Below are 22,863 nucleotides of genomic sequence, written 5' to 3'. Positions count from 1 at the left end.
CCTGGACCTCAACATCAACGGTCCCGGTGATCCGTTCGTGATCGACCCGGTGACCCTGGACGCCGATTTCGGGCCCGGTGAGCTGGCCGCATACGAGGAGGTGCTACGCGGGGTCCTCGACGACGACCCGAGCCTGTCGGTCCGCGGCGACACCGCCGAGCAGTGCTGGCGGATCGTGGACCCGGTGCTCTCCGCATGGCGCAAGGGCGCCGTACCTCTGCTGGAGTACCCGGCCGGCAGCAGCGGCCCGGAGGACTCCCTGTTGTCGTAGATGTCCGCAGGCGCCGAAGCAGTTGCTGTCTCGACATCAGCGGTGGCTGCTCCGTCGCATTTCGGTCGCCCGGAGACAAGCGCCGCTGCCATCCGACTCGGCTGTGTCCGTACCTTTCAAGGCGATTTGCTACAGGTATTGGGACCGGTTCAGGGTACGTTCCAAGCAGTCAGCGTGAAAACGAGTTTGCCGCGATTGTTCACGGATGAAACCTGAGTGACCGTCATAAAGACGATCTTCTGAGTTTGTGCCTCGCTCTCAGCCTGGGGAGCACTCGTCTCGAAGCAAAGCGTCAAACCTTTGGCCGCGGCGATCGGAGAATGCGCCGGCTGCGTGCGGATCTTGTCCAGACACTCGGCAGGCGTCACTTCCGGCCCGGAGACCTCAGCCTGGCGCAATTGAGACCGAATGGTGCCGGGGTTGCATCCTGAGTAGATGGCATCGTCGGTGCCAGCATCTATCTGAGGCCTGTCGAAGTCGATACCGATCGTGAAGTTGCCGTTGTCCACGCAGCCGGGTGACTCGGCGATCAGGCGCTCGTCCTGGTAGGCGCGTGTGTAATCGCCTACCGGGTCGATGGTCTCGGTCCCCGCGGGCTCTTGAGTAGCAGGTGCGGTGGTCGCTGAACCGGTATTCGCTTCGGGCGCGGTCGTAGCCGTTGGGAGTCCACCATCATTAGTGACCGGATCGTCCGATGTGTTCGAGGTGCACCCAGCTGCGCTCAGCGCGGACACGCTCAGCACGAGGCCCACAACACCGTGCATAACGGCGAAAGTTCCGGACCTACGTGAACGTCCTCGAGCCTGCAAAGAATTCATGGTTCCGCTCATCTCGTCAATACAGCGTTAGAGAAGGTCACACCTCCGCCCGGGCGGGCGCAGGTGATACGTAACTCGAATACGGAGTGACTCGCGACGTCGGAGGACACTTCCCTGCCGGGTTGCCCGGGGTCGATCCTCAGCGATGTCAAAATCACGCTGTCGTCTCGAACGTCAAGCTGCGCGGTGTCCGTGATTCCGGACGGGACGACTCGAGTGCGGAATGCCGAGTAGCCGCGAGGAACCTGGAACTGGACCGCCCGCTCCAGGTCCCTGTCGCTGTTAGTCGCGCAGGCCAGGTCAAAGACGGACGCGGACCTGACCTTCATCCAGGAGCCTCCGGCCACCGGTTCAAGGGCGGTCAACTGCAGTACAGCCGCCGGAGTCGGGTCTGGTTCCACGGACGTGGCAGCCGTAGTGGTAGGTGGGGTGACTGGCGTTGTCACGGTGGTTGTCCGGGGAGTATTCGAATCGCTTCCGATCTCGAAACCGGAGACGTCGCGCCATAGGGCGAGGACGGCGACGACCAAGGTTACGACACCGAGCACGACAGTCGGGCCCTTCCAATGCCATCGTTCGGGGGAAGAAGAACTGCCGCGCTGATCTTCTGTTGGGTATTCCATTCTTCGTCGATGCTCCCGTTCCCGACCATCCCGTCAGGGAGTCAGTCACGCCGATCCAGGCCTACGCCGGTAGGTGATGGCGGTCATGGGCAACTTACGGCACTGCCGATTGCGCCTGGGCCGCCACGAATCGAGCTGCCGGTGCAACGCGACGCAGCCCTTGAAATAGTGCTCCTCGTGAAGATTGTTCCTGTAGTCGGTGAAGCTTCACCCTAAGGCAGCGTCGGATCGGTTTGCGTCTCCCGAGATTCGCCCTCAGTGGAGAGTCGCGGCTGCTAAGTCGATCGAAAGTTACCCCGGCATCCGTCACGGCGCACTACACGGTTGTGACAGATCAAGGACAGCACGAGAGTCTGTGTCTGGAGATCGGATGCCTCCGCGCTCGTCTGCCGCCGATCGCGAGCGAGGGCCGGTGAGTCCGCGCGGCGGATCCCTTGCTGGCGCCGTTGCACCGCGAGCCGTCGCGTGTAAAGCCCCCTCACGGGATCCGTTTCGCGGCTTCGGCCGTCGGCGACGCCAGGGCATGACTTAGTTCAGCAAGGCGTGTGCCGGGCGCCGGCGCCGGACTCACCGATGCAGCCAGCCCCTGCTGGACCGACTCCGTCCGGGATCGCCCGGGAGCGGCCGGCACCGCCTGCTGCACGACATCCTCCGACGCCGAGTTCACCCGGACGAGCGGACGCATAGTGAGGGCGAAGACGCCGGCGGTAGCGTGAGGCCGATCGTGCCCGCACCTTGAGGAGAGACGTTGGAAATGAGATCCAGCTGATCAGTGACTGCGATGGCCTGGCGGTCATCGGGCATCCGGAGGCTGTCGATCGTTTCCTGTCGACAGAGCGACTGCTATGGAAGGACCTCGAACTGAAGCGGCTCAGCTTCGCTCTGCATACCGGATTCACGATCGCCGCGGCCGGCTCCGAGATCGCCGAACACTCCGGTCGCTGGGTCCAGTTGACCGCCGACTCCGCCCGGGCGATGAAGAAGTACGCCTGTTCGAAGTGGTGCGACGACGAACCTCCGGAGCGCTACTGACCAACCTGGCGTTACTGACCGGGGCCGCCGGTTGATGGCGCAACTGGCGATGCGATAGACCATGGATGAGTTCACCGACTATCTCGCGGTGATCGACGCCGTGCTCCGCGCCCACACCGACGCCGTGGTGGCGACATGATCGCGGTGGAGGTCGTCATCGACGAGGCCTTGGGGATCCGCGAGCAGGTAGGCCGGGCCTCCGAGGTCACCTGGTCGAAGGTCTAGGCCACACCGGTACCGCTGGCCCGGACTCAGGTGTATGCGTTGCGCCGGCTGGACACTCTCGCCGAGGAACTCGAGACCCACAACAAGGTCGGCGACTCGGCCAAGACCTCGAAGGAAGCCGAAACCAAGGTTCAGGAGTGGCTCGCCGTTCTGGCCCGCTGCCTTCCTACCGGCCGCTCCCGCCAGAGGCACCGCAGTCGGGCGATGTAGGGCGTGGGCGTCGGGCGAGGCCACGGCCTGCCTCGGGGAAGGCGACATCGAACAAGCAGGCGGCTACGCTGACGAACCCTCGCCCGCACGGACTGCGACACCGCCTGCTGCCGAACCTGGGTTGACCACGCAGATGCTGACCTGTCAAGAACGCCTCGAGAGGCTGGCGGAGATCCAGCGCAGCGGGTGGTGGCCCACGACGACATTTCACTGTCGGTGCCGATCGAGTGAACAGCAGGTTCGCCATGAACGCGGGGCGCAGCTTCAATACTCCGTTTCCCCGCAGTGGATGATCACCGCACTATGTTCAACCGCTGCGATCGCCCGGAGAAGCGCGCATTCCGCGCTCGCCGGACCGTCACCATGCGTGAGGAAGGCACCAGCAGTGCGGCCGCCGGAACCGGCTCCGCCCGGCGGTCGCGCAACGGCCCGCACGGGCCGCTTTCGGCGCGGGGATGCGGCCGGGCTCTGCTGTGTCCGTACCTATGAAGGGTTTGCCAGCGACGGGGAGCCGGACGCGTTCCGGATGCTGTACCCCCACCGGGCCAGCGCCTGGGCGATCTTCGCGGCGCCGGGCGGGTTGGCGGAGTGAATGTGGATCGTGCCGATGTCGTAGGGGTGCCCTTCGAAGGCGGCGCGTTCGAGGAGCTCGACGACCGGCCAGATGGTGTCGTCGCCGCCCAGGTCGTGGTCGAGCCACAGCTCGTGGATGCGCTGTCCGCGGTGGCGTTCCAGGAGCTCGACGCCCGCGGCGCTGGTGCGGGCCACGGCGGCGGTGCGGCCGTCGACGAACGAGCGCAGGTCGTCGACCAGGAGGATGGGCGGGGCTTCGGGCTCGATCATGCGGCCATCATGCCGGGAACGCACCCGGGCCTTGAGCCGGCCCGGGTGCGTCCGGTGGGTGTCACGCTGTGCGGGATCCGAGCATGCCGTGCGGGTCGAGGACGTACTTGCGGGCCGCGCCCTGGTCGAAATCCTGGTAGCCCTGCGGGGCCTGGTCCAGGGGGATCGGGGTGGCGTTGACGTTCTTCGCGATCTGTACGCGGTCGTGCAGGATCGCCATCATCAGCTCGCGGTTGTACTTCATGACCGGGCACTGGCCGGTGACGAACGAGTGGGACTTGGCCCAGCCGAGCCCGAGCCGCAGGGACAGCGAGCCGACCTTGGCGGCCTCGTCGACGCCGCCGGGGTCGCCCGTGACGTAGAGGCCGGGGACGCCGATCGCGCCGCCGGCGCGGGTCATGTCCATCAGGGAGTTGAGGACCGTCGCCGGCATCTCGGTGGCCGAGTCGGAGCCGTGCCCGCGGGCCTCGAAGCCGACGGCGTCGACCGCCGCGTCGACCAGGGGCTGGCCGATCGCCGGTGCGTCCTTGCCGAGGATCTGCTGGACCTGCTCGACCGGGTCACCCTGGCTGACGTCCACGGCCTCGCAGCCGAAGCTGCGCGCCTGGTCCAGCCGTTCCTTGTTGAGGTCGCCGACGATGACCACCGCGGCTCCGAGCAGGAACGCCGAGGTGGCGGCGGCGAGCCCGACGGGGCCGGCACCGGCGATGTACACCGTGGAGCCGGTGGTGACGCCCGCGCTCACGCAGCCGTGGTAGCCGGTCGGGAAGATGTCGGTCAGCATGGCCAGGTCCAGCATCTTCTCCATGGCCTGGTCCCGGTCCGGGAACGGCAGCAGGTTCCAGTCGGCGTACGGCACCATCACGTACTCCGCCTGGCCGCCGACCCAGCCGCCCATGTCGACGTACCCGTACGCCGAGCCCGGCCGGTCCGGATTGACGTTGAGGCACACGCCGGTCTTGCGTTCCTTGCAGTTGCGGCACCGCCCGCAGGAGATGTTGAACGGCACCGAACAGATGTCGCCGACCTTGATGAACTCCACGTCGCGGCCGACGTCGACCACCTCTCCGGTGATCTCGTGGCCGAGGACGAGCCCCTCGGGGGCCGTGGTCCGCCCGCGGACCATGTGCTGGTCGCTGCCGCAGATGTTGGTGGCGACCGTCTTGAGGATCGCCCCGTGCGGCGTTCTGCGCCCGACGTTGGCCTTGTTGACGCCGGGGCCGTCCTTCATCTCGTACGTGGGGTAGTCGGTGGTGCGGACCTCGACCTTGCCAGGGCCCTGGTAGACGACCGCTCTGTTGCCTGCCATCGGCTTACGCTCCCTTCCTGGCGCTCTACCGCCCCATCCTGCTCGCGTCGGCCGAGGAGAGAACCCCGCAATAGTGTCGATGGTTGTCGATAAAGGCATAACGCCCCGTGGCCTCACGCGTACGGATCGGTGATCTCCCGCAGGCTCGTCAGGGCGCTGCGCAGCTGAGCCGTCGCGCGCTTGCCGAGGTGCCGGGTCCACTCCGCCTCGACCCGGACCTCCACCTCGCGAGCCACCGCCACGACCGCCTCGCCGCGCGGCGCCATGCGCACCAGCCGGGCCCGGGCATCGGTCGGGTCGGGGGTACGGGTGACGTATCCGGCACGCTCGAGCTGGTCGACCAGGAAGCCCGCGGTCTGCTTGGTGACCTGCGCCTGCTCGGCCAGATCGGTGAGCCGCGTCCCCTCGGGCCCGATCCGCGCGGCGAGCCGGCCCTGCGCCACCGTGAGGTCGTCGAAACCCGCCTCGGCCACCGCCTTCATCACCTCTGTCTCCATCGCCCGGTACGCGATGAAGCACAACAGTCCCAGGTTCACCGTACCCCTTGACTCAGTCAGTCTCTCTTACCAATATAGTCAGAGAATCGTACCAAAGTCGGGAGGCGTCATGGAACGCGACGCGGTCTGGAAGACGATCGACGACGAGCGGCTGAGCATGGCGGACCTGCTCGACGACCTCTCCCCAGCCGAGTGGGACACCCCGTCGTTGTGCACCGGCTGGCGGGTACGCGACGTCGCGGCGCACCTGACCCTCGCCCACACCGGCATCCTCGCGGGAACCGTGGCCTTCGTCCGGGCCGGCGGCGGCTTCGACCGCATGATCCGCGACTCGGCGGTGCGCCAGGCGGCTCGGCTCCCGACCGCCGACTACGCACCTCTGCTGCGCGCGATGGTCGGCTCACGCCGCAAGGCGCCCTTCATCTCCCATCTGGAACCGCTGATCGACATCCTCGTGCACGGGCAGGACATCACCATCCCGCTGCACCGCGAGCGCGCCATGCCTCCGGAGGCGGCGGCTGCAGCGGCGGACCGGGTGTGGCCGGACCTCTACCCGTTCCGGGCGGCGCGGCGGTTGCGGGGGGTGCAGCTGCGAGCCACCGACCATGAGTGGTCGGCGGGCGAGGGCTCGGTGGTGGAGGGGCCGATCTCGGCGCTGTTGCTGCTCCTGACCGGGCGGCGAGCGGCTCTGGCGCAGCTTCGCGGCCCAGGCCTCGCGCTGCTCCCGTGAGGCGTGACCGGATGGGGTGATCAGTGAGGCGGCAAAGTCTCGTCCACGGCGGATGCTCCGGCGATCTCGTGCACCGCCGTCACGGCCGTTCGAGGAAGAGGGCCGTACACGTGTGGGAACAGACCGCCTCTGCCAGGCGCCTCCTCCCAGCGCAGCGCCTCGCCGAGCGCCTCGGCTTCGACGGCCACCACCACGAGCGCCGGCTCCTGACCGAACACCCGGGCGGCGGTGAGGCTGACCTGGTCCCGCGCGGAGCAGTGGATGAACCCACTGCTGCGGTCGAAGGGTGAACCGTCGAAACGCCCGAGGGCCTCGAACGCAACCCACTCGGACGGCAGCAGGATCTTGTAGATCAGCACCGGACCAGGGTGCCAGACGGGCGACGACGCCCCTCCCCTCGCTCACCAGGACAAGATCGGGGCCGGCCACGGCTGTCAGTGGCGCGAGGGCCGGCGGATGTCGGCCTGGCTGACGCGCAACGCGTCGACGCCGCCATCCGACCCCGGTGGCCGCACCCTGTCGAGCTCCTGCCACACCCGCTCCAGCGCCTCCTCAAGCACGCCGTGCTGCCGCTGGAATTCCGCCCGCAATGTCTCAATGCGACGCACCCAGCCCGCCGCAGCCTCGGGAGCGCCGCGAGTGCTCGGCGTCGGCACGGACCCACCGGGACCGGCCGTTGCCTCGGGCACGCCCCGCACGCTCGGTGACTGCGTCGGCCGGGCTGCGCCGTCGCCCGCCGGCGCGGGCCCGGCGGGGGCACCACGACCAGCCGGTGTCGGCCCCGCCCGCTGCAGGGCAGCCGGGGCGGTCACCGTGTCTGCCGGGACGATCGCCGCCAGGGGCCGGCCGGCGTCGGTGACGAGCGTGGTCTGCCCGGTCAGGCTCGCCAGTCGCGCCAGCTGCACGAACCGCGTGCGCGCCTCCGGCAGCGACAACTCCAGCCGCGGACGCGGAATCTCACCAGCAGGCTCAGCCATGGCCCTATGATGGCCGCCGGGTATGACACTTTTCCGCAGCCGCCGAGCGGCGATCACCGTCGCGGCCGCGACCACGGTTCTGGCGCTCATCGCCGGGATCGGGTTCGAGCGTTTCCAGCGCGAGCGGGAATGGGCGCACGGCGGCGACCGGCTCACCGTCGACGCCGAGGTCGCCCTCGCCACGGCGAAGGACTTCGACGAGGTCGCGGTGCGGCTGGGTGCACCACCGGGCGAGGCGGTACCAACCATTGAAGCGGACCAGACGGTCGTGGTCCGGGTGCGCTGGTCGGGGCTGCCCAAGGGCGGGTACCTGCACGTGATCGCCCTCGACAAACGGGTGACCCCTCCCGCGTTGCTGGACCCGGACGGCGGCTGGAACTCCGAGGGTGGGACGGGCTACGGGTGGTCGTCCTACCTGCCGCTGGCGGAGCACTACGACTGGTTGCGTGGTGTCGCAAAAGCGGAAGATCCCGGCGCGGTGGACGCCCCGGGCACCGCCACCGGGACGGTGACGGCGTGGTTCCACCGGCACGGGGAAGGCGGAATCCCGTTCCGGGATCCCGCCTCCGAGATCCTGGTGGCGATGTTCTCCGAAGACGAGGACAGCGAGGTGCGCTCGGCCCGCCGCGTCTCCGGATAGCTCAGGCCGCGAAGTAGTCGCGCATCAAGGCGATCTCCCCGTCCCGGATACGGAAGATCTGCACGAGCGAGATCTCGCCCGCGGCGACGAAGGCGGTGTCGGTCTCGACGATGAACACGTCGGGATCGGCGGTCTCGTGCAGCACGTACCGGGACCGGGCGAGATCGACCGCGCCCTGGAAGGCCGGGTGGTGGTGGAAGGCGCCAATGCCGGTGCGGATCTCCTCGCGGCCTGACAGCCGGCGTGGGAGGGCATGGCCGGCGGGGAGCAGCGGGGCTTCGAAGACGCCGTCGGGCGTGAAGAGTGCCGCGACAGCGTCCGGGTCGCGGCTGATCGGGCCGGCGTGGACGTACCGTTCGAAGATTTCCTGATGTGTTCGGCTCACTCTCCAGCCTAACGTGAGCCGCATGACCTTCTCGATCGTGGCGCGCTCCGCCGACGGCAGTGCCCTGGGTGTGGCTGTGGCCAGCAAGTTTCTCGGGGTCGGCGCGGCGGTGCCGGCCGCGCTCGCCGACGTCGGTGCGGTCGCGACCCAGTCGTACGCCAACCTCGCCTACCGTCCGCAGGCGCTGGCGTTGATGGGGACCGGCGTCGCCGCCGCCGAGACGGTCGCCGCGCTCGTCGCCGGGGACGCCGGGCCGGTCGATCATCGGCAGGTCGGCGTCGTCGGCACGACCGGTGACGGCGCGACCTTCACGGGTACGGCCTGCCACGACTGGGCGGGCGGCGCGGCCGGTGACGGCTATGCGATCCAGGGGAACATGCTCGCCGGTCCGCAGGTGGTCGACGAGATGCGGGCGGCGTGGCTGGCGAACGCCGTGCAGCAGCGGCTGGCGTACCGGTTGCTGGCCTCGCTGCGCGCCGGGGACGAGGCGGGCGGCGACCGGCGGGGGCGGCAGAGCGCGGCGCTGCTGGTCGTGGCGAAGGGCATGGGGTACGGCGGCACGAGCGACGTCTTGGTGGATCTGCGGGTCGACGACCATCCGGCGCCCGTGACGGAGCTGGCGCGGTTGCTGGAGATGCACACCCTCTACTTCGAACGGCCGGATCCGGCGACCCTGCTCGACCTGGACGGCGCGGTGGCCGGCGAGGTGCGGAAGCGGCTGGCCGCGGCGGGGCATCCGGCCGGGCCGTCGCTCGCCGAGCTGGACGAGGCGCTGGCCTCGTGGGCCGGGATCGAGAACCTGGAGGAGCGGATCGTGCCGGGCCGCATCGACCCGCTGGTGCTGGATCAGCTGCGCAGGTAGGCGAGCACGGCGCGGACCCGGCGGTGGTCGTCGGCGTCGGGTGGCAGGTCGAGCTTGGCGAGCAGGCTGCCGATGTGCTTGGCGACCGCCGCCTCGGTGACCACGAGGGTGCGGGCGATGGCGGTGTTGGACCGGCCCTCGGCCATGAGGGCGAGCACCTCGCGTTCGCGCGGGGTGAGGCGCTGCAACGGGTCGCGGCGGCGTCCGAGCAGCTGCCGGACCACCTCCGGGTCGACCACCGTACGCCCGGCCGCGACCTGCTCGAGCGCGTCGACGAACTCGGCCACCTCGCCGATGCGGTCCTTGAGCAGGTAGCCGACGCCCGCCGAGCGGCCGGAGTCGAGCAGCTCGGCGGCGTACGTCTGCTCCACGTACTGGCTCAGCACGAGCACCGGAAGGTCGGGGTCGGCGGCGCGCAGGGCGATCGCCGCCTGCAGCCCTTCGTCGCTGTAGCCCGGCGGCATGCGGACGTCGGTCACGACCACGTCCGGCCGGTGCTCGGCGACCGCGGCGTGCAGGGCGGGGGCGTCGGCGACGGCAGCGACCACGTCGTGCCCGAAGCGCCGCAGCATGCCGACGATCCCCTCGCGCACGATGAGGCCGTCCTCGGCGATCACGACACGCACGAGATCTCCACGATCATGATTCGCACGGGATCTCCACGTGCACGAGGGTAGGGCCTCCGGGCGGGCTGGAGAGCGCGACCGTCCCGCCCACCGCGGCGACCCGGTCCGCCAGCCCGATGAGGCCGGTCCCCCGCTCGGGGTCCGCGCCGCCGCATCCGTCGTCGCGCACGTCCAGGCGCAGCCGGCCGCCGTGCACACCGGCGCTCACGACGGCCCGGGTGGCCCGGCTGTGCTTGGCGACGTTGGCCAGCGCCTCGACCACGACGAAGTACGCCGCCACCTCGACCGTTTCCGGCAGCCGCCCGGTGAGGCGCAGGTCCAGGTCGACCGGGACCGGCGCGTGCCCGGCCGCCTCACCGACCGCCGCCGCGAGGCCCCGGTCGGTGAGCACCTTGGGGTGGACGCCGCGGATGAGCTCGCGGAGCTCGGCGAGTGCCTGTTTGGCGAGGGCCTGGGCGGCGGCGAGCGGCGTCTCCGCCGGGGAGCCGGGCGGGACCTCGAGGCGGGCCAGGCCGAGCTGCATGCTGAGCGCGACGAGCCGTTGCTGGGCGCCGTCGTGCAGGTCGCGTTCGATGCGCCGCCGTTCCACCTCGAAGGCGTCGACGAGCCGGGCGCGGGACCGGGTGAGCTCCACCAGTTTCGCGTCCGTGTCGTCGCTGCGCGGGGCGAGGATCGCGCGGGCCATCGCCGCGCGGGCGCCGGCCCAGGCGGTCACCGGGTAGGCGGCGATGACGAATGCGACGGGCGCCAGCAGGGTGAGCGGCACGGTCTTGGACGCCGGCTCGTCGTGCATGTAGGCGGGCGCGAACAGCAGCGCCGCCGGCACGTACAGGGCCATGAAGACGACCGCGGCGTCCATCCAGCACAGCACGACCGCGGACACCATCGCGTAGCCGAGCTCGCGCCAGGTCGCCTGCTCGCGCAGCCGGCACTTCAGCCAGGCGCGCAGCCCGGGCTTCGGCGGGCGGCGGTGCGGGTCGGGCAGGGCATCGCGGTCGATGAGGCGCATCCGCCACCGTTCCAGGCGTCCGACGGCGACCCCGGACAGCAGGGTCGCCAGGTAGCCGGCGACGCCGATGACCAGGACGGAGAGCACGAGGCCGGCGCCGAGCAGGCCCAGGACGACGAAGATGGTGGCGAAGCCGAGCAACGCGCCGCCGGTGAGGTAGGCCAGCGAGCGCCACGGCCACGACGAGACCAGGAACCGCGTCGGGCGCATGGTGAGCGCGTCGAGGGCGTTGCGGACCGGCATGGGCAGTGACGCTACCGGTGTGGCGTACCGGTCACGGTAGTGCTGGGTCTACCTTCCGATGTCGCGGACGCGTTACTGTGCCGGGCTCGCCGGGCCGGAAGGCTCGTTCCCATGACGATCACGAGCATCGGCACCGCGGTGGAGTTGCGGGCCGTCTCCCGGATTTACGGTACGGGCAGCGCCGCCGTGACCGCCCTCGACGCGGTGGACGTGCGCATCCCGGCCGCCACCTTCACCGCGGTGATGGGCCCCTCCGGCTCCGGTAAGTCGACCCTGCTGCACTGTGCCGCCGGCCTCGACCGCGTGACCTCCGGCGACGTGGCGATCGACGGCGTCGCGCTGCGCGGGCTGAGCGAGAAGGCGCTGACGCGGTTGCGCCGCGAGCGGGTGGGCTTCGTGTTCCAGGCGTTCAACCTGATCCCGGCGCTGAGCGCGGAGCAGAACGTGGCGCTGCCGATGCGCCTGGCCGGCCGCCGCCCGGCACCCGGCGAGGTCCGCGCGATGCTGGCCGAGGTGGGCCTCGCCGACCGCGCCGGGCATCGGCCCAGCGAGCTGTCCGGCGGTCAGCAGCAGCGGGTGGCGATCGCCCGGGCCCTGGTGACCCGGCCGGCGGTGCTGTTCGCCGACGAGCCGACCGGCGCCCTGGACACCGCGGCGTCGCGGGAGGTGCTGCGGCTGCTGCGGCTGGCCGTCGACCGGTACGCCCAGACGATCGTCATGGTGACCCACGACCCGTACGCGGCCGCCCACGCCGACCGGGTGCTGTTCCTCGCCGACGGCCGGGTCGCGGGCGAGCTTCCCGGCCCGTCGGGCGCCTCGGAGATCGCGGTGCGGATGGCCCGGCTGGAGGAGCGATGAGCCTGGCGTGGACCATGGTCCGGCACCGGTTCGCCGCGTTCGCCGGCACGTTCGTCGCGGTCGCGCTCGCAGTGGCGGTCGTCGCGGGGGCGACCACGCTGTGGGCGTCGTCGCGACCGGAAGTGCCCGCCCGCCTCGCCGCCGCGCCCGTCGTCGTGCATTCGCCGAGCGTCGGCGAGGGCCGGGACGGGTACCCGCAGTACCGTTCCTGGACCGCGGCCGAAACCCGGTCCCTGGCAGAGCGCCTCGAGGCCGTGCCCGGCGTGCGCGCCGCGATCCCGGATCCGGCGTTCTACGTGCAGCGGCTGGTCGGCGGGCGCGCCACCGGCGATCCCACCGCCTCGCTCACCGACGGGCACTCGTGGTCGTCGGCGACGCTGGGCGGTTATCGGCTGACCGCGGGCACGCCGCCGCGCCGGTCCGGGGAGGTGGCGCTCGCCGGGGTCGCCCCGGGGACTCGGATCGACGTACTGACAGCGAAGGGCCCTGCGACGTGGCGGGTCACCGCGACGACGGACGGTCCCGGGTTCTACGTGGCGGACGAGGTGGCGGCGACGATGGCGGCCGGCGTACGCGTCATCGGTGTGCAGGGCGACGTCGCCGGGGCTGTGGAAGCCGCGGTCGGAGCCGACGGGGTGGTGCTCACGGGCGACGCGCGGAACCGGCTCGAGGACGAGTCGGTCACTCGGATCCGCTGGATCGGCGCGCAGCTGCTCATCGCCATGGTGGCGATCGGCGGGTTCGTCGCGGTCTTCGTCGTCGCGTCCACCTGCGCCCTCAGCGCCGCGCAGCGCCGCCGGGAGATCGGCCTGCTCCGCGCGGTCGGTGCGACGCCGGGCCAGGTGCTGCGCCTGATGTACGTCGAGACGCTCGTCGTCGCCGTGCTGGGCGGGGCGGTGGGCGTACCGTTGGGGGCTCTCGCCGCTCCCCTGCTCGCGCCGCCGCTGGTGGCCGCCGGGCTCGAACCGGCGGGGTTCACCGTGACCACCCAGCCGGCCGCGCTCGCGGCGGCCTTCGTCGTGGGCGTGGTCGTGGCGATCGCCGGGACCGGGGTCGCCGCCCGCCGGTCGAGCCGCATTCCGGCGCTGGACGCGCTGCGCGACGCCGCGATCGACCGCCGGGCGATGACCGTGCCGCGCTGGATCGCCGGGGTCCTGGCGGCGGCCGGCGGGGGCGCGCTCCTGGTGGTGCTGCCCGCGCTGCCGCTGACCACGCAGACCACGGCGGCGCTGGGCGCGGCGATGCTGCTGCTGGTCGCGGCGGCTCTGCTGGCGCCCGTGGTGATCGTGCCGCTGGTGCGGGTGGTGACCCGGCCGTGGCGCGGTGCGGCGGTGGGGATGCTGGTGCGCGAGGGCACCCGGACCGGCGTGCGGCGGGTCGCGTCGACGGCGGCGCCCGTGCTGCTGAGCGTGGGGTTCGCGGCGCTGCTGACCGGGACGGTGGCCACCATCGAGGAGGCGGCCGGGATCGATGAGGCCGCGAAGCTGCCGGCCGCGCTCGTCGCCGCACCGGACGGCACTCCGGGGCTCTCGGCGGACGCGGTGGGCAGACAGCCGGGCACGGCGGAGCTGACGACCGAGGTCCTCATGACTGTCGCGGGCAGCACGTCCGAGTACGAAGCGACGGGCAAACAGGGCGTGACCGGCATCCTGGTCGCTTCGGACATGCCGGCGACCCCGGCGGCCGTCGGCGTGCGCTTCGCCGACGGCACGACCGCGCGGCTGCCGGTGACGGGTACGCACGACGGCCCGGCGGAGACGGTCACCATCTCGCGGGACCTGGTCGAGAAGCACGATCCCACGGCGCTGGCCGCGGCGGTCCTGCTCGACGGCGAACCCGTGCCCGCCGCCGGGATGAAGGTGCTGCCGGTGCGCGACTACGTGCAGGGCCGCATCGACCAGGAGGGCCGGATCATCGACATCTTCCTCGTGGTGCTCGTCGGCCTGGCCGTGGGCTACACCGGGCTGGCCGTGGCCAACACACTGCTGATGGCGACGGCGGCGCGGCGCAGCGAGTTCGCCGCGCTGAAACTTGCCGGCGGCGGCAGGTCGCACGTGGTGCGCGTGGCTTCCGCCGAGGCCCTGCTGGCCGTGGCCGCCGGCACGGTGCTGGGCGCGGCGGTCGCCGCGGCGGCGCTGCTGGGCATGCGGCACGCGGTCGAGGCGGAGCTGGAGCAGCACGTACGGCTCGTCGTGCCGTGGGCGCAGTCCGGTGCGGTCGCGCTGGCCTGCGCGGTCGTGGCGGTGCTCGCCGCGGCAGCGCCCGTCCTGCGTTCCCACACGAGATGACACAAGAGCGCAACGGAGGGTTCTCCCCGCCCGCCCGGCGTGCTGGGATCGGTACCGTCGTCACCGCGATCCGTCGAGGAGTTCCCGCATGATCAACCTCTCCGTGTTCCTGGAGGACAGCGCCCGCCACTACCCCGAGCGCGCGGCGGTCGTCCTGGGCGACCAGCGGTTGTCGTACGCGCAGGTGAACGCGGCCGCCAACCAGATCGCCAACCTGCTCGTCTCGCGCGGGATCCGGCCGGGCGACAAGGTCGCGCTGTCCTGCCCGAACCTGCCGTACTTCCCGGTCGTCTACTACGGCATCCTCAAGGCGGGCGCGGTCGTGGTGCCGCTGAACGTGCTGCTCAAGGGGCGGGAGGTGGCCTACCACCTGGCCGACTCCGAGGCCAAGGCGTACTTCTGCTTCCAGGGCACGCCGGAGCTGCCGATGGGCGCGGAGGGCCACGCCGGGTTCGGTCAGGCGGACGGCTGCGAGCACTTCTTCCTCATCACCGCCGACCCGGCCGCGCCCTCGCCCATCGAAGGCGCGGAGACGCTGGGTCAGGCGCTGGCCGGGCAGTCGCCGGTCTTCGAGACGGTGCTCGCCGCCGAGTCCGACCCGGCGGTCATCCTCTACACCAGCGGCACGACCGGGCAGGCCAAGGGCGCGGAGCTGAGCCACTCGAACCTGGTGCTCAACGCGCTGACCTGCAACCGGCTGTTCCAGACCCAGCCCGGCACGGACACCCACCTGCTGGTGCTGCCGCTGTTCCACTCGTTCGGCTCGACGGTCAACATGAACGCCGGCTTCTCCTCGGCCGCGACGCTGGTGCTCATGCCCCGCTTCGAGGCCGCGGGCGCGGTCAAGCTGCTGGAGAGCGAGAACGTCACGTTCTTCGCGGGCGTCCCGACGATGTACTGGGGGCTGCTCAACGCCCTCACCGAGGACGTGGACGTCGAGCGGATCGCCCGGAACATGCGCCAGGCGGTCAGCGGCGGCTCCAGCCTCCCCGTGGAGATCATCAAGGAGGTCAAGGCCCGGCTCGGGGTGCAGATCCTGGAAGGGTACGGCCTGAGCGAGACCTCGCCGGTGGCCACGTTCAGCGATCCGGACAGCGAGCCGCGGCCCGGTTCGATCGGCATCCCGGTCTGGGGCGTCGAGGTACGCCTCATCGACGAGTCGTGGAACACCGTCGAGGGCGCGGACGAGATCGGTGAGATCGCCATCCGCGGCCACAACATCATGCGCGGCTACTACTACAACCGTCCCGAGGCCACCGCCGAGGTGATGAACAACGGCTGGTTCCGCACCGGCGACCTGGCCCGGCGCGACAAGGACGGCTTCTACTACATCGTCGACCGCGCCAAGGACATGATCATCCGGGGTGGCTTCAACGTGTACCCGCGCGAGATCGAGGAGGTCCTGCTGACCCACGAGGCCGTCTCGCTCGCCGCCGTCATCGGGGTGCCGCACCCCAGCCACGGCGAGGAGATCAAGGCGTACGTGATCCGCAAGGAGGGCGCCACGATCACCGAGGAGGAGCTCGTCGCCTGGGGCAAGGAGCAGATGGCGAGCTACAAGTACCCGAGAATCGTCACGTTCGTGGACACGCTGCCGATGACGGCGACCGGGAAGCTGCTCAAGCGCGCTCTGTCCTGACGGGTCGCCGGACGCGCCCGCAGGGGGGACCTTGCGGGCGCGTCCGGCTGCGTACACTCTGCCGGTCGCCGATCCTGCGAAGATCGTTGCGCGGGTGCGGCACAGTGGCGAAGGTGAGCGCTTCACCACGCACGGCATCGACGGAGGAAGCTTGAGCACAGCCCAGCTCGACCGGGCGGCGCCCACCGTGGCTCCGGCGCCGGGCGGGGTCCTGCACCGGGTGGGGCGCCTGCGCCGCACCTCTCCGGGCCGCCTGCAACTCGTCCTCGCCCTGCTGCTCGCCCTGGGCCTGCTGACCGGCCTGGTCGCCGGGGTGACCGCCGCCTCGGCGCGGGCCGGCACCGACGACCTCGGCGAGCGCGCGCAACCTCTGCTCGTGGAGGCGGAGACGATCTACTCCGCGCTCGCCGACGCCGACACCACCGCCGCGCAGGCCTTCCTGGCCGGCGGGCTCGAGCCGGCCGAGCTGACCCGCCGCTACGAGGCCGACCTGGACCGGGCCACCACCGCGCTGACCTCCGCGGCCCGGCGTACGCCCGCCGACGGCCCCGCGGCCGAGGCGATCGGCAAGCTCTCCGCCGACATCCCCCGGTACGCAGGCCTGGTCGCCAGCGCCCGCGCGAACAACCGTCAGGGACTGCCGGTCGGCGCGTCGTACCTGGCCACCGCCTCCCGGCTGAGCCGCGAGTCGCTGCAGCCGCAGGCCCAGGCGCTGTTCCGCAGCGCGCAGCGGGAGGTCGACGCCGGCTACTCCGACGCCCGCAGCTCCTGGTGGACGGCGCTGCTCGTGATCCTGCTGCTCGCCCTGCTCGCCACCCTGGTGTACGCCCAGCGCCACCTGAGCCGCACCACCCGCCGTACCTTCAACATCCCGCTGGTGGCCGCGACCGGGGTGACGTTGCTGCTGACCCTGACCACCGCCGTGATCCTCGCCGGGCAGCGCTCCCACCTGGCGAGCGCCGACGCGGACGGCTCCGAGCCGGTCGCCAAGCTCGCCGAAGCGCGGATCCTCGCGCTGCGCGAACGCGGCGACGAGGCCCTGACGCTCGCGGCCCGCGCCGGCGAGGGAGAGCAGGAGAAGGACTTCGACGAGACCAGCCGGAAGCTGACCGGCCTGCTCGGCACGCTCGACCGCGAGCCGGACTCCGCCGTGGCCGACGCCGTCGACGCCGCGACCCGAGGGCACGGGGACTACGGCATCGCCCACGACAAGGTGCGCGAGCTCGACAACGGCGGCAGCTACGACGACGCGGTCAAGCTGGCCATCGGCCCGGCGACGACGAACGCCTTCACCTCCCTCACCGACGGCCTCGGCCAGGGGCTGGAGAACCGCAAAGCGCTGTTCACCGACGAGATCGACGTCGCCGGTCGCGGCCTGGGCTCGCTCACCGTGCTCGGCCCGCTGCTCGCGCTGGTGCTCTGCGTCCTGGCCACCGCCGGCATCCGCGCCCGCCTCGAGGAGTACCGCTGATGCGCACCCGTGCCGCGGCCGTTGCCGCCGTCCTCCTCGTGCTCGCCGTCGCCGGCTGCTCCGGCGACTCGTCCTCGCCGTCCCCGCAGGCCGGCCCGTCCGCGGCCGGCCCCGCGGCCGCCGGGCCGGGGAAGACGCCGGACACCTCCTGCAACCCGCGCGCGAGCCTGCGTCCGAAGAAGGCCCTGCCGAAGCCGGGCGCCATGCCGGCGGGCACCTACATGCGCACCATCCAGGACCGTGGCCGGCTCGTCCTCGGCACCGGCCAGGACCTGCTGCTGTTCAGCTCGCGCAACCCGTTCACCGGGCAGATCGAGGGCTTCGACGTCGACATGGGTAAGCAGATCGCCGAGGCCATCTTCGGCGATGCCAGCAAGATCCAGATCAAGGTGGTCCCGTACAACCAGCGTGTCGCGGCCGTCGACAAGGAGAAGCCGGCCGAGCGGGTCGATCTGGTGGCGAACACCCTGACCGCCAACTGCGCCCGGTGGAAGGACATCGACTTCTCCACCATCTACTACGACGCCGCCAAGAAGGTGCTCGTCTCCGCGAACTCCGAGTTCCGCGGCATGGACGACCTCGGCGGCAAGAAGGTCTGCGCGGCCGTCGGCTCCACGTCGTACGACGGCATCGTCGCCGCCCCCAGCAAGCCGATCCCCGTGGGGCGTCCCACCTTCGGCGACTGTCTCGTCGCCTTCCAGCAGAACGAGGTCGACGCCATCACCACCGACGACGCCATCCTCGCCGGGCTGGCCGCGCAGGACCCGTTCGTCAAGGTCGTCGGCCCGCCCCTGTCCGCCGAGCCGTACGGCATGGCGATCTCGAAGAAGCACCCCGAGTTCACCGAGTTCGTCAACGCGGTCCTCGAGAAGAACCGCAAGAACGGCACGTGGAAGCGTACGTACGACGAGTGGCTGCACGACCTCGGCCCGGCGCCGGATCCGCCCGCGGCGCAGTACCGGGCCGACAGATGACCGCTTCGTTCCCCGAGTTGCTGGCCCGAGCCGACGCCGAGCTCTCCCGGCTGGAGGCCGCCGCAGCGGCCGTGGCCGCCAACCTCGTCGACCTCGACGACAACAGCGCTCGGAAGGACCTGGACAAGGGCCCGCTGACCGGGGCGACGGCCGCCGCGTGGGCGGACGCGACGACCGCGCTGACCCAGCTCTGGGACGGCTACGGGATGCTGACCGCGCTGATCACCTCGGCGCGGGCGGCGCGCGGGCAGCGCCGGTTCACCGACACCGACCGGTCGGCGTACATCGACCAGGTGCTCGGGCGCTCGATCACGCTGTCCACGGCCACCGTGCCGCTCGCCCAGCGGGGCCTGCTCGGCGCCGGCAAGGTGACCACCACCTGCTCCCCCGCCGAGCTGCTGTCGGCGATGGAGGCCGCGTTCCGCACGGCGGTCGACGTGGCGACCCGGGCCGGCGACGTCTGGCAGCGGCTGATGCCGGCCGCCGCGGACGCCGCCGCTCGGATCGCCCACCTGCGTACCCTGACCCGCTCGGCCACGCTCGACGAGGCCGACCGGCGCCTCGGCGACTTCACCGCGACCATGGCGGGCGACCCCCTGGGCTGCGACGAGCGGGCGCTGGACACCGTCCGCGCGCTCATCGACCGCGCCGACGCCGAGCGCACGTCCGCGGCCGAGCTGAGGGAAGCCCTGGAGCAGCGGCTCGCCGACGCGCACACGCTCGCGACCCGGCTCACCGCCGCCGCTGGCAGCGCCGCGGCTGCCGAGGAGGCCGTGGCCGGGCGGTTCGACGACACCGCCATCGCCACGGTGACCGGGCCGGACCTGCGTCCCGACCTGGCGGCGATCGACGCCCTCGCGGCGGCCGGGCAGTGGGCGCTCATCAGCCCGCGGCTGGCCGCCTGGACGCGCGCGGCCCGGGAGCGGCTCGCCGCGCTGGAGTCGGCCACCGCCCGCAACTCGGCGATGCTGGCCACGCGCAACGAGCTGCGCGGGCGCTTCGACGCGTACAGGGCCAAGGCCGGCAGCCGCGGGCTCGCCGAGGATCCTGCGCTCGCCCCGCTCGCCGAGAAGGCGCGCGACACGCTCTACACCGCGCCGTGCGACCTCGACGCGGCGCGTGCCGCGCTGGCGGCGTATCAGGACGCGGTCTCCGCACGGACGACCTCGAGGGAGGCCGAACGATGAAGTGCCAGCGCGACTGCCCGGGCACCGTTCAGGACGGTTACTGCGACACCTGCGGCCTGGCCCCGCTCAAGACCGACGCTGCGGCGCCGCGTCCGCGCACGGCCACTGCGCCATCGGTACGCACGGCAGCACTGTCCACTCGCACCAGTGGCTCGGCGCGCACCGGCAGCGCGCGTACCGGCAGCCGGCGGCGGCGTTTCGGGGGCGGCCTCGTCGACGTGGCACCGCTGCCGGCCCGCGACCCGGCCACGGCGGTCATGGCCGTGGCCGAGGTGCCCGAGGACAAGCGGTACTGCGGCAAGTGCGCCAACCCGGTCGGGCGCGCCCGCGGCGACCGTCCCGGGCGTACCTCCGGCTTCTGCCCGTCCTGCGGCGAGCCCTTCAACTTCACGCCGAAGCTGGGCAAGGGCGACCTCGTCGGCGGCCAGTACGAGGTGGTCGGCGCCCTCGCGCACGGCGGCCTCGGCTGGATCTACCTGGCGATCGACAAGAACGTCTCGGACCGCTGGGTGGTGCTCAAGGGCCTGCTCAACTCCGGCGACGAGGACGCCCTCGCGGCGGCCGTCGCCGAGCGGCGCTTCCTGGCCGAGGTCGAACACCCGAACATCGTCAAGATCTACAACTTCGTCGAGCACGACGGCGCCGGTTACATCGTCATGGAGTACGTCGGCGGCGAGTCGCTCAAGGGCATCCTCAAGGACCGCCTCGCCGCCAAGGGCGCCCCGGACCCGCTCCCGGTCGACCAGGCGCTGGCGTACGTCCTCGAGATCATGCCGGCCTTCGGCTACCTGCACGACCGGGGCCTGATCTTCTGCGACTTCAAGCCGGACAACGTCATCCAGACCGGCGACCAGGTCAAGCTCATCGACCTCGGCGGCGTGGTCCACATCGACGACCACGACGCCGCGCTCTACGGCACGGTCGGCTACCAGGCACCGGAGATGGCTCACGCCGGGCCGTCGATCCAGAGCGACCTCTACACCATCGGCCGCACCCTCGCCGTGCTGACCACCGACTTCCGCGGCTACCAGACGACGTTCAAGGACAGCCTGCCCGACCGCGGCGAGTTCGACGTCTACCGCGAGCACGAGTCGTTCTACCGCCTGCTGCTGCGCGCCACCCGCACCGATCCGGCCGAGCGCTTCGTCGACGCGGGCGAGATGACCGAGCAGATGCTCGGGGTGCTGCGCGAGGTGCTGGCCGCCGGCGGGGAGCCCCACCCGGCCACGTCGCGGCTGTTCACCGGCGAGATGCGGACCGACGCCCGCGGCGACGACCCGAACTGGCGCTTCCTGCCCGCGCCGATGATCGACCTGACCGACCCGGCCGCCGCGTTCCTCGCCTCGGTCACGGTCACCGACCCGCGCGAGGTGCTGGCCCTGCTCGGCAAGGCGCCGGAGCACACGATCGAGGTGCAGCTGCGGGCGATGCGGGCGTACATCGACTCCGGGCCGGACGCGTTCGACGAGGCGGCGCGGCTGCGCGACGCCATGGCGGCGAGCTTCGGCGGCGACTGGCGGATCGCCTGGTACGACGGCGTGCTGGCGCTGGCGTCCGGCGACCTGGTCCGCGCCCGGGAGCAGTTCGACGCCGTGTTCTCGGCGCTGCCGGGCGAGCTGGCGCCGAAGCTCGCGCTGGGCCTGAGCCTGGAGCTGGCCGGGCAGCACGCCGAGGCGGCCCGCTACTACGACGTGGTCAGCCGCACCGACCCGGCGTACACCACCGCGGCGGCGGGGCTGGCCCGGTGCCGGCTCGCCGCCGGCGACCGGGACGGGGCCGTCGAGGCGTACAACCGGGTGCCGGGGACGTCGGCGGCGTACCGCAGCTCGCAGGTCGGGGCGGTCCGCGCGCTGGTCCGCCCGCACCCGTCGGCACCGGCGGCGGTCACCGCCCTCGCCGCCGCGGCCGCGCTCATCGAGCGCCTCGAGATGGAGGCGGCCCAGCTCGCCGCGCTGCGCGCCGAACTGCTCGAGCAGGCGCTCGCCGCCCTGCGCGCCGGCACGCCGGTCCCCGCCGCGGTGCTCGGTACGCCGGGCGACGGTGTCGCACCCGAGCGGGACCTGCGGTTCGCGCTCGAGGGGGCGTACCGCGAGATGGCCCGCGCCGCGCACGGCGAGGAGAAGATCCGCCTCGTGGACCTGGCCAACGCTTCCCGACCGAGGACCCGCACATGACCGTGACCGAGGACTGCGCCTCGTGCGCCGACGAGCGGGCCGCCGGCGCCGCCTTCTGCGAGAACTGCGGCAAGCCGCTGGCCACCGGCACCGAGCCCGCGACCGGCGCGGACTGCCCGTCCTGCGGCACGGCCGGGGCGGTGGGCGAGGACGGCTACTGCGGCAACTGCGGCATCCTCGCCGCCCGGCCCCGCGACCACGCCGAGGCCGACGCCGGTGACGTGGCCGCGGCGGTGACCGACCGCGGGCTGCGCCACCACCGCAACGAGGACGCGATGTGGCTGGCCGCCCGCGGCTCCGACGTGGACGCCGTGGTCTGCGACGGCGTCTCCGCCTCGTTCGATCCCGACGTCGCGTCGGAGACCGCCGCGGAAGCCGCCGGCAAGGTGCTGGCCAGTGCCAACGAACTGAAGGCTGTCGGTCTGGCCGCACAGGTGGCCGCCGCGATCACCGCGGCCGCCGAGGCGGTCGCGGAGCTGGCCGGCACCGGTGATCCCCGCCGGGCGGCGTCGAACCCCGCCTGCACGATCGTCGCCGCCTGCGTCCGGGGACCGGAGATCGCGTACGGGTGGGTCGGCGACAGCCGCGCGTACTGGATCCCCCGCGACGGCGACGCCGAGCAGCTCACCGAGGACGACTCGTGGGCGACGCACGCGATCGCGTTCGGCGCCGACCCGCAGGCGGCCTGGAACGACCCCAAGGCGCACGCCATCACCGCCTGGCTCGGCGCCGACGCGGGCCCGGTGCAGCCGCGCACGGCGACGCTGCGACCCGAGCGCCCGGGGCTGCTCGTGCTGTGCAGCGACGGCCTCTGGAACTACCTGACCGAGCCGGCCGCGTTCGCCGACACCGTGCGACGGGCCGTCCAGGAAGCACCGGACCTGCTCACCGCGGCCCGTTCACTGACCGCCTTCGCCAACGAGCAGGGCGGCGCCGACAACATCACCGTCGTACTCGTACCGATCAACTAGG

Annotated in this window: 22 protein-coding genes and 1 pseudogene; 14 read left to right on the top strand and 9 right to left on the bottom strand. The window is 71.8% G+C overall.

Annotated elements, in window-relative coordinates; translation table 11 throughout:
* Positions 1-271: pseudogene (locus AB0J80_RS37210) on the top strand (glucose-6-phosphate dehydrogenase); the annotation flags it as partial.
* Between the two features lie 149 nt (positions 272-420).
* Here the strand turns inward: AB0J80_RS37210 and AB0J80_RS37205 are convergent.
* Positions 421-1,023: a hypothetical protein gene (locus AB0J80_RS37205; protein ID WP_364714400.1), complete on the bottom strand. Its 603-nt coding sequence runs from the start codon at positions 1,021-1,023 to the stop codon at positions 421-423.
* A gap of 1,424 nt (positions 1,024-2,447) precedes the next feature.
* On the opposite strand from AB0J80_RS37205, the gene AB0J80_RS37200 reads away from it, so the two are divergent.
* Complete coding sequence (locus tag AB0J80_RS37200) at positions 2,448-2,744, top strand: hypothetical protein (protein ID WP_364714399.1); 297 nt, start codon at positions 2,448-2,450, stop codon at positions 2,742-2,744.
* Between the two features lie 264 nt (positions 2,745-3,008).
* Positions 3,009-3,179 carry a hypothetical protein gene (locus AB0J80_RS37195; RefSeq protein WP_364714397.1) on the top strand — a complete coding sequence of 57 codons (171 nt, stop codon included), beginning with the start codon at positions 3,009-3,011 and terminating at the stop codon, positions 3,177-3,179.
* A 483-nt stretch (positions 3,180-3,662) separates the two neighbouring features.
* On the opposite strand, the gene AB0J80_RS37190 is transcribed toward AB0J80_RS37195, so the two are convergent.
* The 3 genes from AB0J80_RS37190 to AB0J80_RS37180 form a co-directional block, all read right to left on the bottom strand.
* Positions 3,663-4,022, bottom strand: coding sequence for a cyclic-phosphate processing receiver domain-containing protein (locus tag AB0J80_RS37190; RefSeq protein WP_364714395.1), 360 nt, complete (start codon positions 4,020-4,022; stop codon positions 3,663-3,665).
* 61 nt (positions 4,023-4,083) lie between these two features.
* The gene (fdhA, locus tag AB0J80_RS37185) at positions 4,084-5,331 is read right to left on the bottom strand and encodes a formaldehyde dehydrogenase, glutathione-independent (protein WP_364714394.1); all 1,248 of its coding nucleotides are present in this window, start codon (positions 5,329-5,331) and stop codon (positions 4,084-4,086) included.
* A 113-nt stretch (positions 5,332-5,444) separates the two neighbouring features.
* Positions 5,445-5,867, bottom strand: a complete 423-nt coding sequence (locus AB0J80_RS37180; protein WP_364714392.1) for a MarR family transcriptional regulator — start codon at positions 5,865-5,867, stop codon at positions 5,445-5,447.
* 70 nt (positions 5,868-5,937) lie between these two features.
* Between AB0J80_RS37180 and AB0J80_RS37175 the strand changes: the two genes are divergently transcribed.
* A complete protein-coding gene (locus tag AB0J80_RS37175) occupies positions 5,938-6,558 on the top strand; it encodes a maleylpyruvate isomerase family mycothiol-dependent enzyme (RefSeq protein WP_364714390.1) in 621 nt (206 codons plus the stop codon).
* A gap of 20 nt (positions 6,559-6,578) precedes the next feature.
* Here AB0J80_RS37175 and AB0J80_RS37170 read toward each other — a convergent pair whose 3' ends face one another.
* Both AB0J80_RS37170 and AB0J80_RS37165 read right to left on the bottom strand, forming a co-directional pair.
* Entirely contained in the window at positions 6,579-6,917 is a 339-nt protein-coding gene (locus tag AB0J80_RS37170; RefSeq protein ID WP_364714388.1) for a DUF952 domain-containing protein, read from the bottom strand.
* Positions 6,918-6,992: 75 nt separating this feature from the next.
* A complete protein-coding gene (locus tag AB0J80_RS37165) occupies positions 6,993-7,535 on the bottom strand; it encodes a hypothetical protein (protein ID WP_364714386.1) in 543 nt (180 codons plus the stop codon).
* A gap of 22 nt (positions 7,536-7,557) precedes the next feature.
* Here AB0J80_RS37165 and AB0J80_RS37160 point away from each other — a divergent pair, with 22 nt between their 5' ends.
* Positions 7,558-8,175, top strand: coding sequence for a hypothetical protein (locus tag AB0J80_RS37160; protein ID WP_364714385.1), 618 nt, complete (start codon positions 7,558-7,560; stop codon positions 8,173-8,175).
* 1 nt (position 8,176) lies between these two features.
* Here the strand turns inward: AB0J80_RS37160 and AB0J80_RS37155 are convergent, their stop codons facing one another.
* Positions 8,177-8,560 (bottom strand): nuclear transport factor 2 family protein, encoded by a 384-nt coding sequence (locus tag AB0J80_RS37155; RefSeq protein ID WP_364714383.1) that lies wholly within the window; start codon positions 8,558-8,560, stop codon positions 8,177-8,179.
* A gap of 22 nt (positions 8,561-8,582) precedes the next feature.
* Between AB0J80_RS37155 and AB0J80_RS37150 the strand changes: the two genes are divergently transcribed.
* Positions 8,583-9,422, top strand: coding sequence for a DUF1028 domain-containing protein (locus AB0J80_RS37150; RefSeq protein ID WP_364714381.1), 840 nt, complete (start codon positions 8,583-8,585; stop codon positions 9,420-9,422).
* Here AB0J80_RS37150 and AB0J80_RS37145 read toward each other — a convergent pair.
* Complete coding sequence (locus tag AB0J80_RS37145; RefSeq protein ID WP_364714379.1) at positions 9,407-10,048, bottom strand: response regulator transcription factor; 642 nt, start codon at positions 10,046-10,048, stop codon at positions 9,407-9,409. The two genes, AB0J80_RS37150 and AB0J80_RS37145, sit on opposite strands and share 16 nt — an antisense overlap.
* A gap of 13 nt (positions 10,049-10,061) precedes the next feature.
* Positions 10,062-11,300 carry a sensor domain-containing protein gene (locus AB0J80_RS37140; RefSeq protein WP_364714378.1) on the bottom strand — a complete coding sequence of 413 codons (1,239 nt, stop codon included), beginning with the start codon at positions 11,298-11,300 and terminating at the stop codon, positions 10,062-10,064.
* 111 nt (positions 11,301-11,411) lie between these two features.
* Between AB0J80_RS37140 and AB0J80_RS37135 the strand changes: the two genes are divergently transcribed.
* From AB0J80_RS37135 to AB0J80_RS37100, 8 genes are all read left to right on the top strand, one after another.
* Positions 11,412-12,158: an ABC transporter ATP-binding protein gene (locus AB0J80_RS37135; protein ID WP_364714376.1), complete on the top strand. Its 747-nt coding sequence runs from the start codon at positions 11,412-11,414 to the stop codon at positions 12,156-12,158.
* Positions 12,155-14,446: an ABC transporter permease gene (locus AB0J80_RS37130; RefSeq protein WP_364714375.1), complete on the top strand. Its 2,292-nt coding sequence runs from the start codon at positions 12,155-12,157 to the stop codon at positions 14,444-14,446. The genes AB0J80_RS37135 and AB0J80_RS37130 overlap by 4 nt, the downstream gene beginning before the upstream one ends.
* Positions 14,447-14,534: 88 nt before the next feature.
* A complete protein-coding gene (locus AB0J80_RS37125; protein ID WP_364714373.1) occupies positions 14,535-16,085 on the top strand; it encodes a long-chain fatty acid--CoA ligase in 1,551 nt (516 codons plus the stop codon).
* Positions 16,086-16,236: 151 nt separating this feature from the next.
* A complete protein-coding gene (locus AB0J80_RS37120; RefSeq protein ID WP_364714372.1) occupies positions 16,237-17,556 on the top strand; it encodes a hypothetical protein in 1,320 nt (439 codons plus the stop codon).
* Entirely contained in the window at positions 17,556-18,530 is a 975-nt protein-coding gene (locus AB0J80_RS37115) for a glutamate ABC transporter substrate-binding protein (RefSeq protein WP_364714370.1), read from the top strand. Before AB0J80_RS37120 ends, AB0J80_RS37115 begins: the two co-directional genes overlap by 1 nt.
* Entirely contained in the window at positions 18,527-19,717 is a 1,191-nt protein-coding gene (locus AB0J80_RS37110; protein ID WP_364714369.1) for a hypothetical protein, read from the top strand. The genes AB0J80_RS37115 and AB0J80_RS37110 overlap by 4 nt, the downstream gene beginning before the upstream one ends.
* Entirely contained in the window at positions 19,714-21,891 is a 2,178-nt protein-coding gene (locus AB0J80_RS37105) for a tetratricopeptide repeat protein (RefSeq protein ID WP_364714367.1), read from the top strand. The genes AB0J80_RS37110 and AB0J80_RS37105 overlap by 4 nt, the downstream gene beginning before the upstream one ends.
* Positions 21,888-22,862, top strand: coding sequence for a PP2C family serine/threonine-protein phosphatase (locus AB0J80_RS37100; RefSeq protein ID WP_364714365.1), 975 nt, complete (start codon positions 21,888-21,890; stop codon positions 22,860-22,862). The genes AB0J80_RS37105 and AB0J80_RS37100 overlap by 4 nt, the downstream gene beginning before the upstream one ends.
* Position 22,863: the final 1 nt, after the last annotated feature.

This window comes from Actinoplanes sp. NPDC049548 (genome assembly GCF_040676695.1).
In the GTDB taxonomy this organism is placed as follows: Bacteria; Actinomycetota; Actinomycetes; order Mycobacteriales; family Micromonosporaceae; genus Actinoplanes.
This window is presented reverse-complemented; position numbering and strand designations above follow the sequence as displayed.

What these genes read in the sequence shown, in the direction of transcription:
- AB0J80_RS37190 (WP_364714395.1), bottom strand. Translation starts at nt 4,022, where the DNA reads ATGATCGAGCCCGAAGCCCCGCCCATCCTCCTGGTCGACGACCTGCGC.
- fdhA (WP_364714394.1), bottom strand. Translation starts at nt 5,331, where the DNA reads ATGGCAGGCAACAGAGCGGTCGTCTACCAGGGCCCTGGCAAGGTCGAG.
- AB0J80_RS37175 (WP_364714390.1), top strand. Translation starts at nt 5,938, where the DNA reads ATGGAACGCGACGCGGTCTGGAAGACGATCGACGACGAGCGGCTGAGC.
- AB0J80_RS37165 (WP_364714386.1), bottom strand. Translation starts at nt 7,535, where the DNA reads ATGGCTGAGCCTGCTGGTGAGATTCCGCGTCCGCGGCTGGAGTTGTCG.
- AB0J80_RS37160 (WP_364714385.1), top strand. Translation starts at nt 7,558, where the DNA reads ATGACACTTTTCCGCAGCCGCCGAGCGGCGATCACCGTCGCGGCCGCG.
- AB0J80_RS37150 (WP_364714381.1), top strand. Translation starts at nt 8,583, where the DNA reads ATGACCTTCTCGATCGTGGCGCGCTCCGCCGACGGCAGTGCCCTGGGT.
- AB0J80_RS37140 (WP_364714378.1), bottom strand. Translation starts at nt 11,300, where the DNA reads ATGCCGGTCCGCAACGCCCTCGACGCGCTCACCATGCGCCCGACGCGG.
- AB0J80_RS37135 (WP_364714376.1), top strand. Translation starts at nt 11,412, where the DNA reads ATGACGATCACGAGCATCGGCACCGCGGTGGAGTTGCGGGCCGTCTCC.
- AB0J80_RS37130 (WP_364714375.1), top strand. Translation starts at nt 12,155, where the DNA reads ATGAGCCTGGCGTGGACCATGGTCCGGCACCGGTTCGCCGCGTTCGCC.
- AB0J80_RS37125 (WP_364714373.1), top strand. Translation starts at nt 14,535, where the DNA reads ATGATCAACCTCTCCGTGTTCCTGGAGGACAGCGCCCGCCACTACCCC.
- AB0J80_RS37115 (WP_364714370.1), top strand. Translation starts at nt 17,556, where the DNA reads ATGCGCACCCGTGCCGCGGCCGTTGCCGCCGTCCTCCTCGTGCTCGCC.
- AB0J80_RS37110 (WP_364714369.1), top strand. Translation starts at nt 18,527, where the DNA reads ATGACCGCTTCGTTCCCCGAGTTGCTGGCCCGAGCCGACGCCGAGCTC.
- AB0J80_RS37105 (WP_364714367.1), top strand. Translation starts at nt 19,714, where the DNA reads ATGAAGTGCCAGCGCGACTGCCCGGGCACCGTTCAGGACGGTTACTGC.
- AB0J80_RS37100 (WP_364714365.1), top strand. Translation starts at nt 21,888, where the DNA reads ATGACCGTGACCGAGGACTGCGCCTCGTGCGCCGACGAGCGGGCCGCC.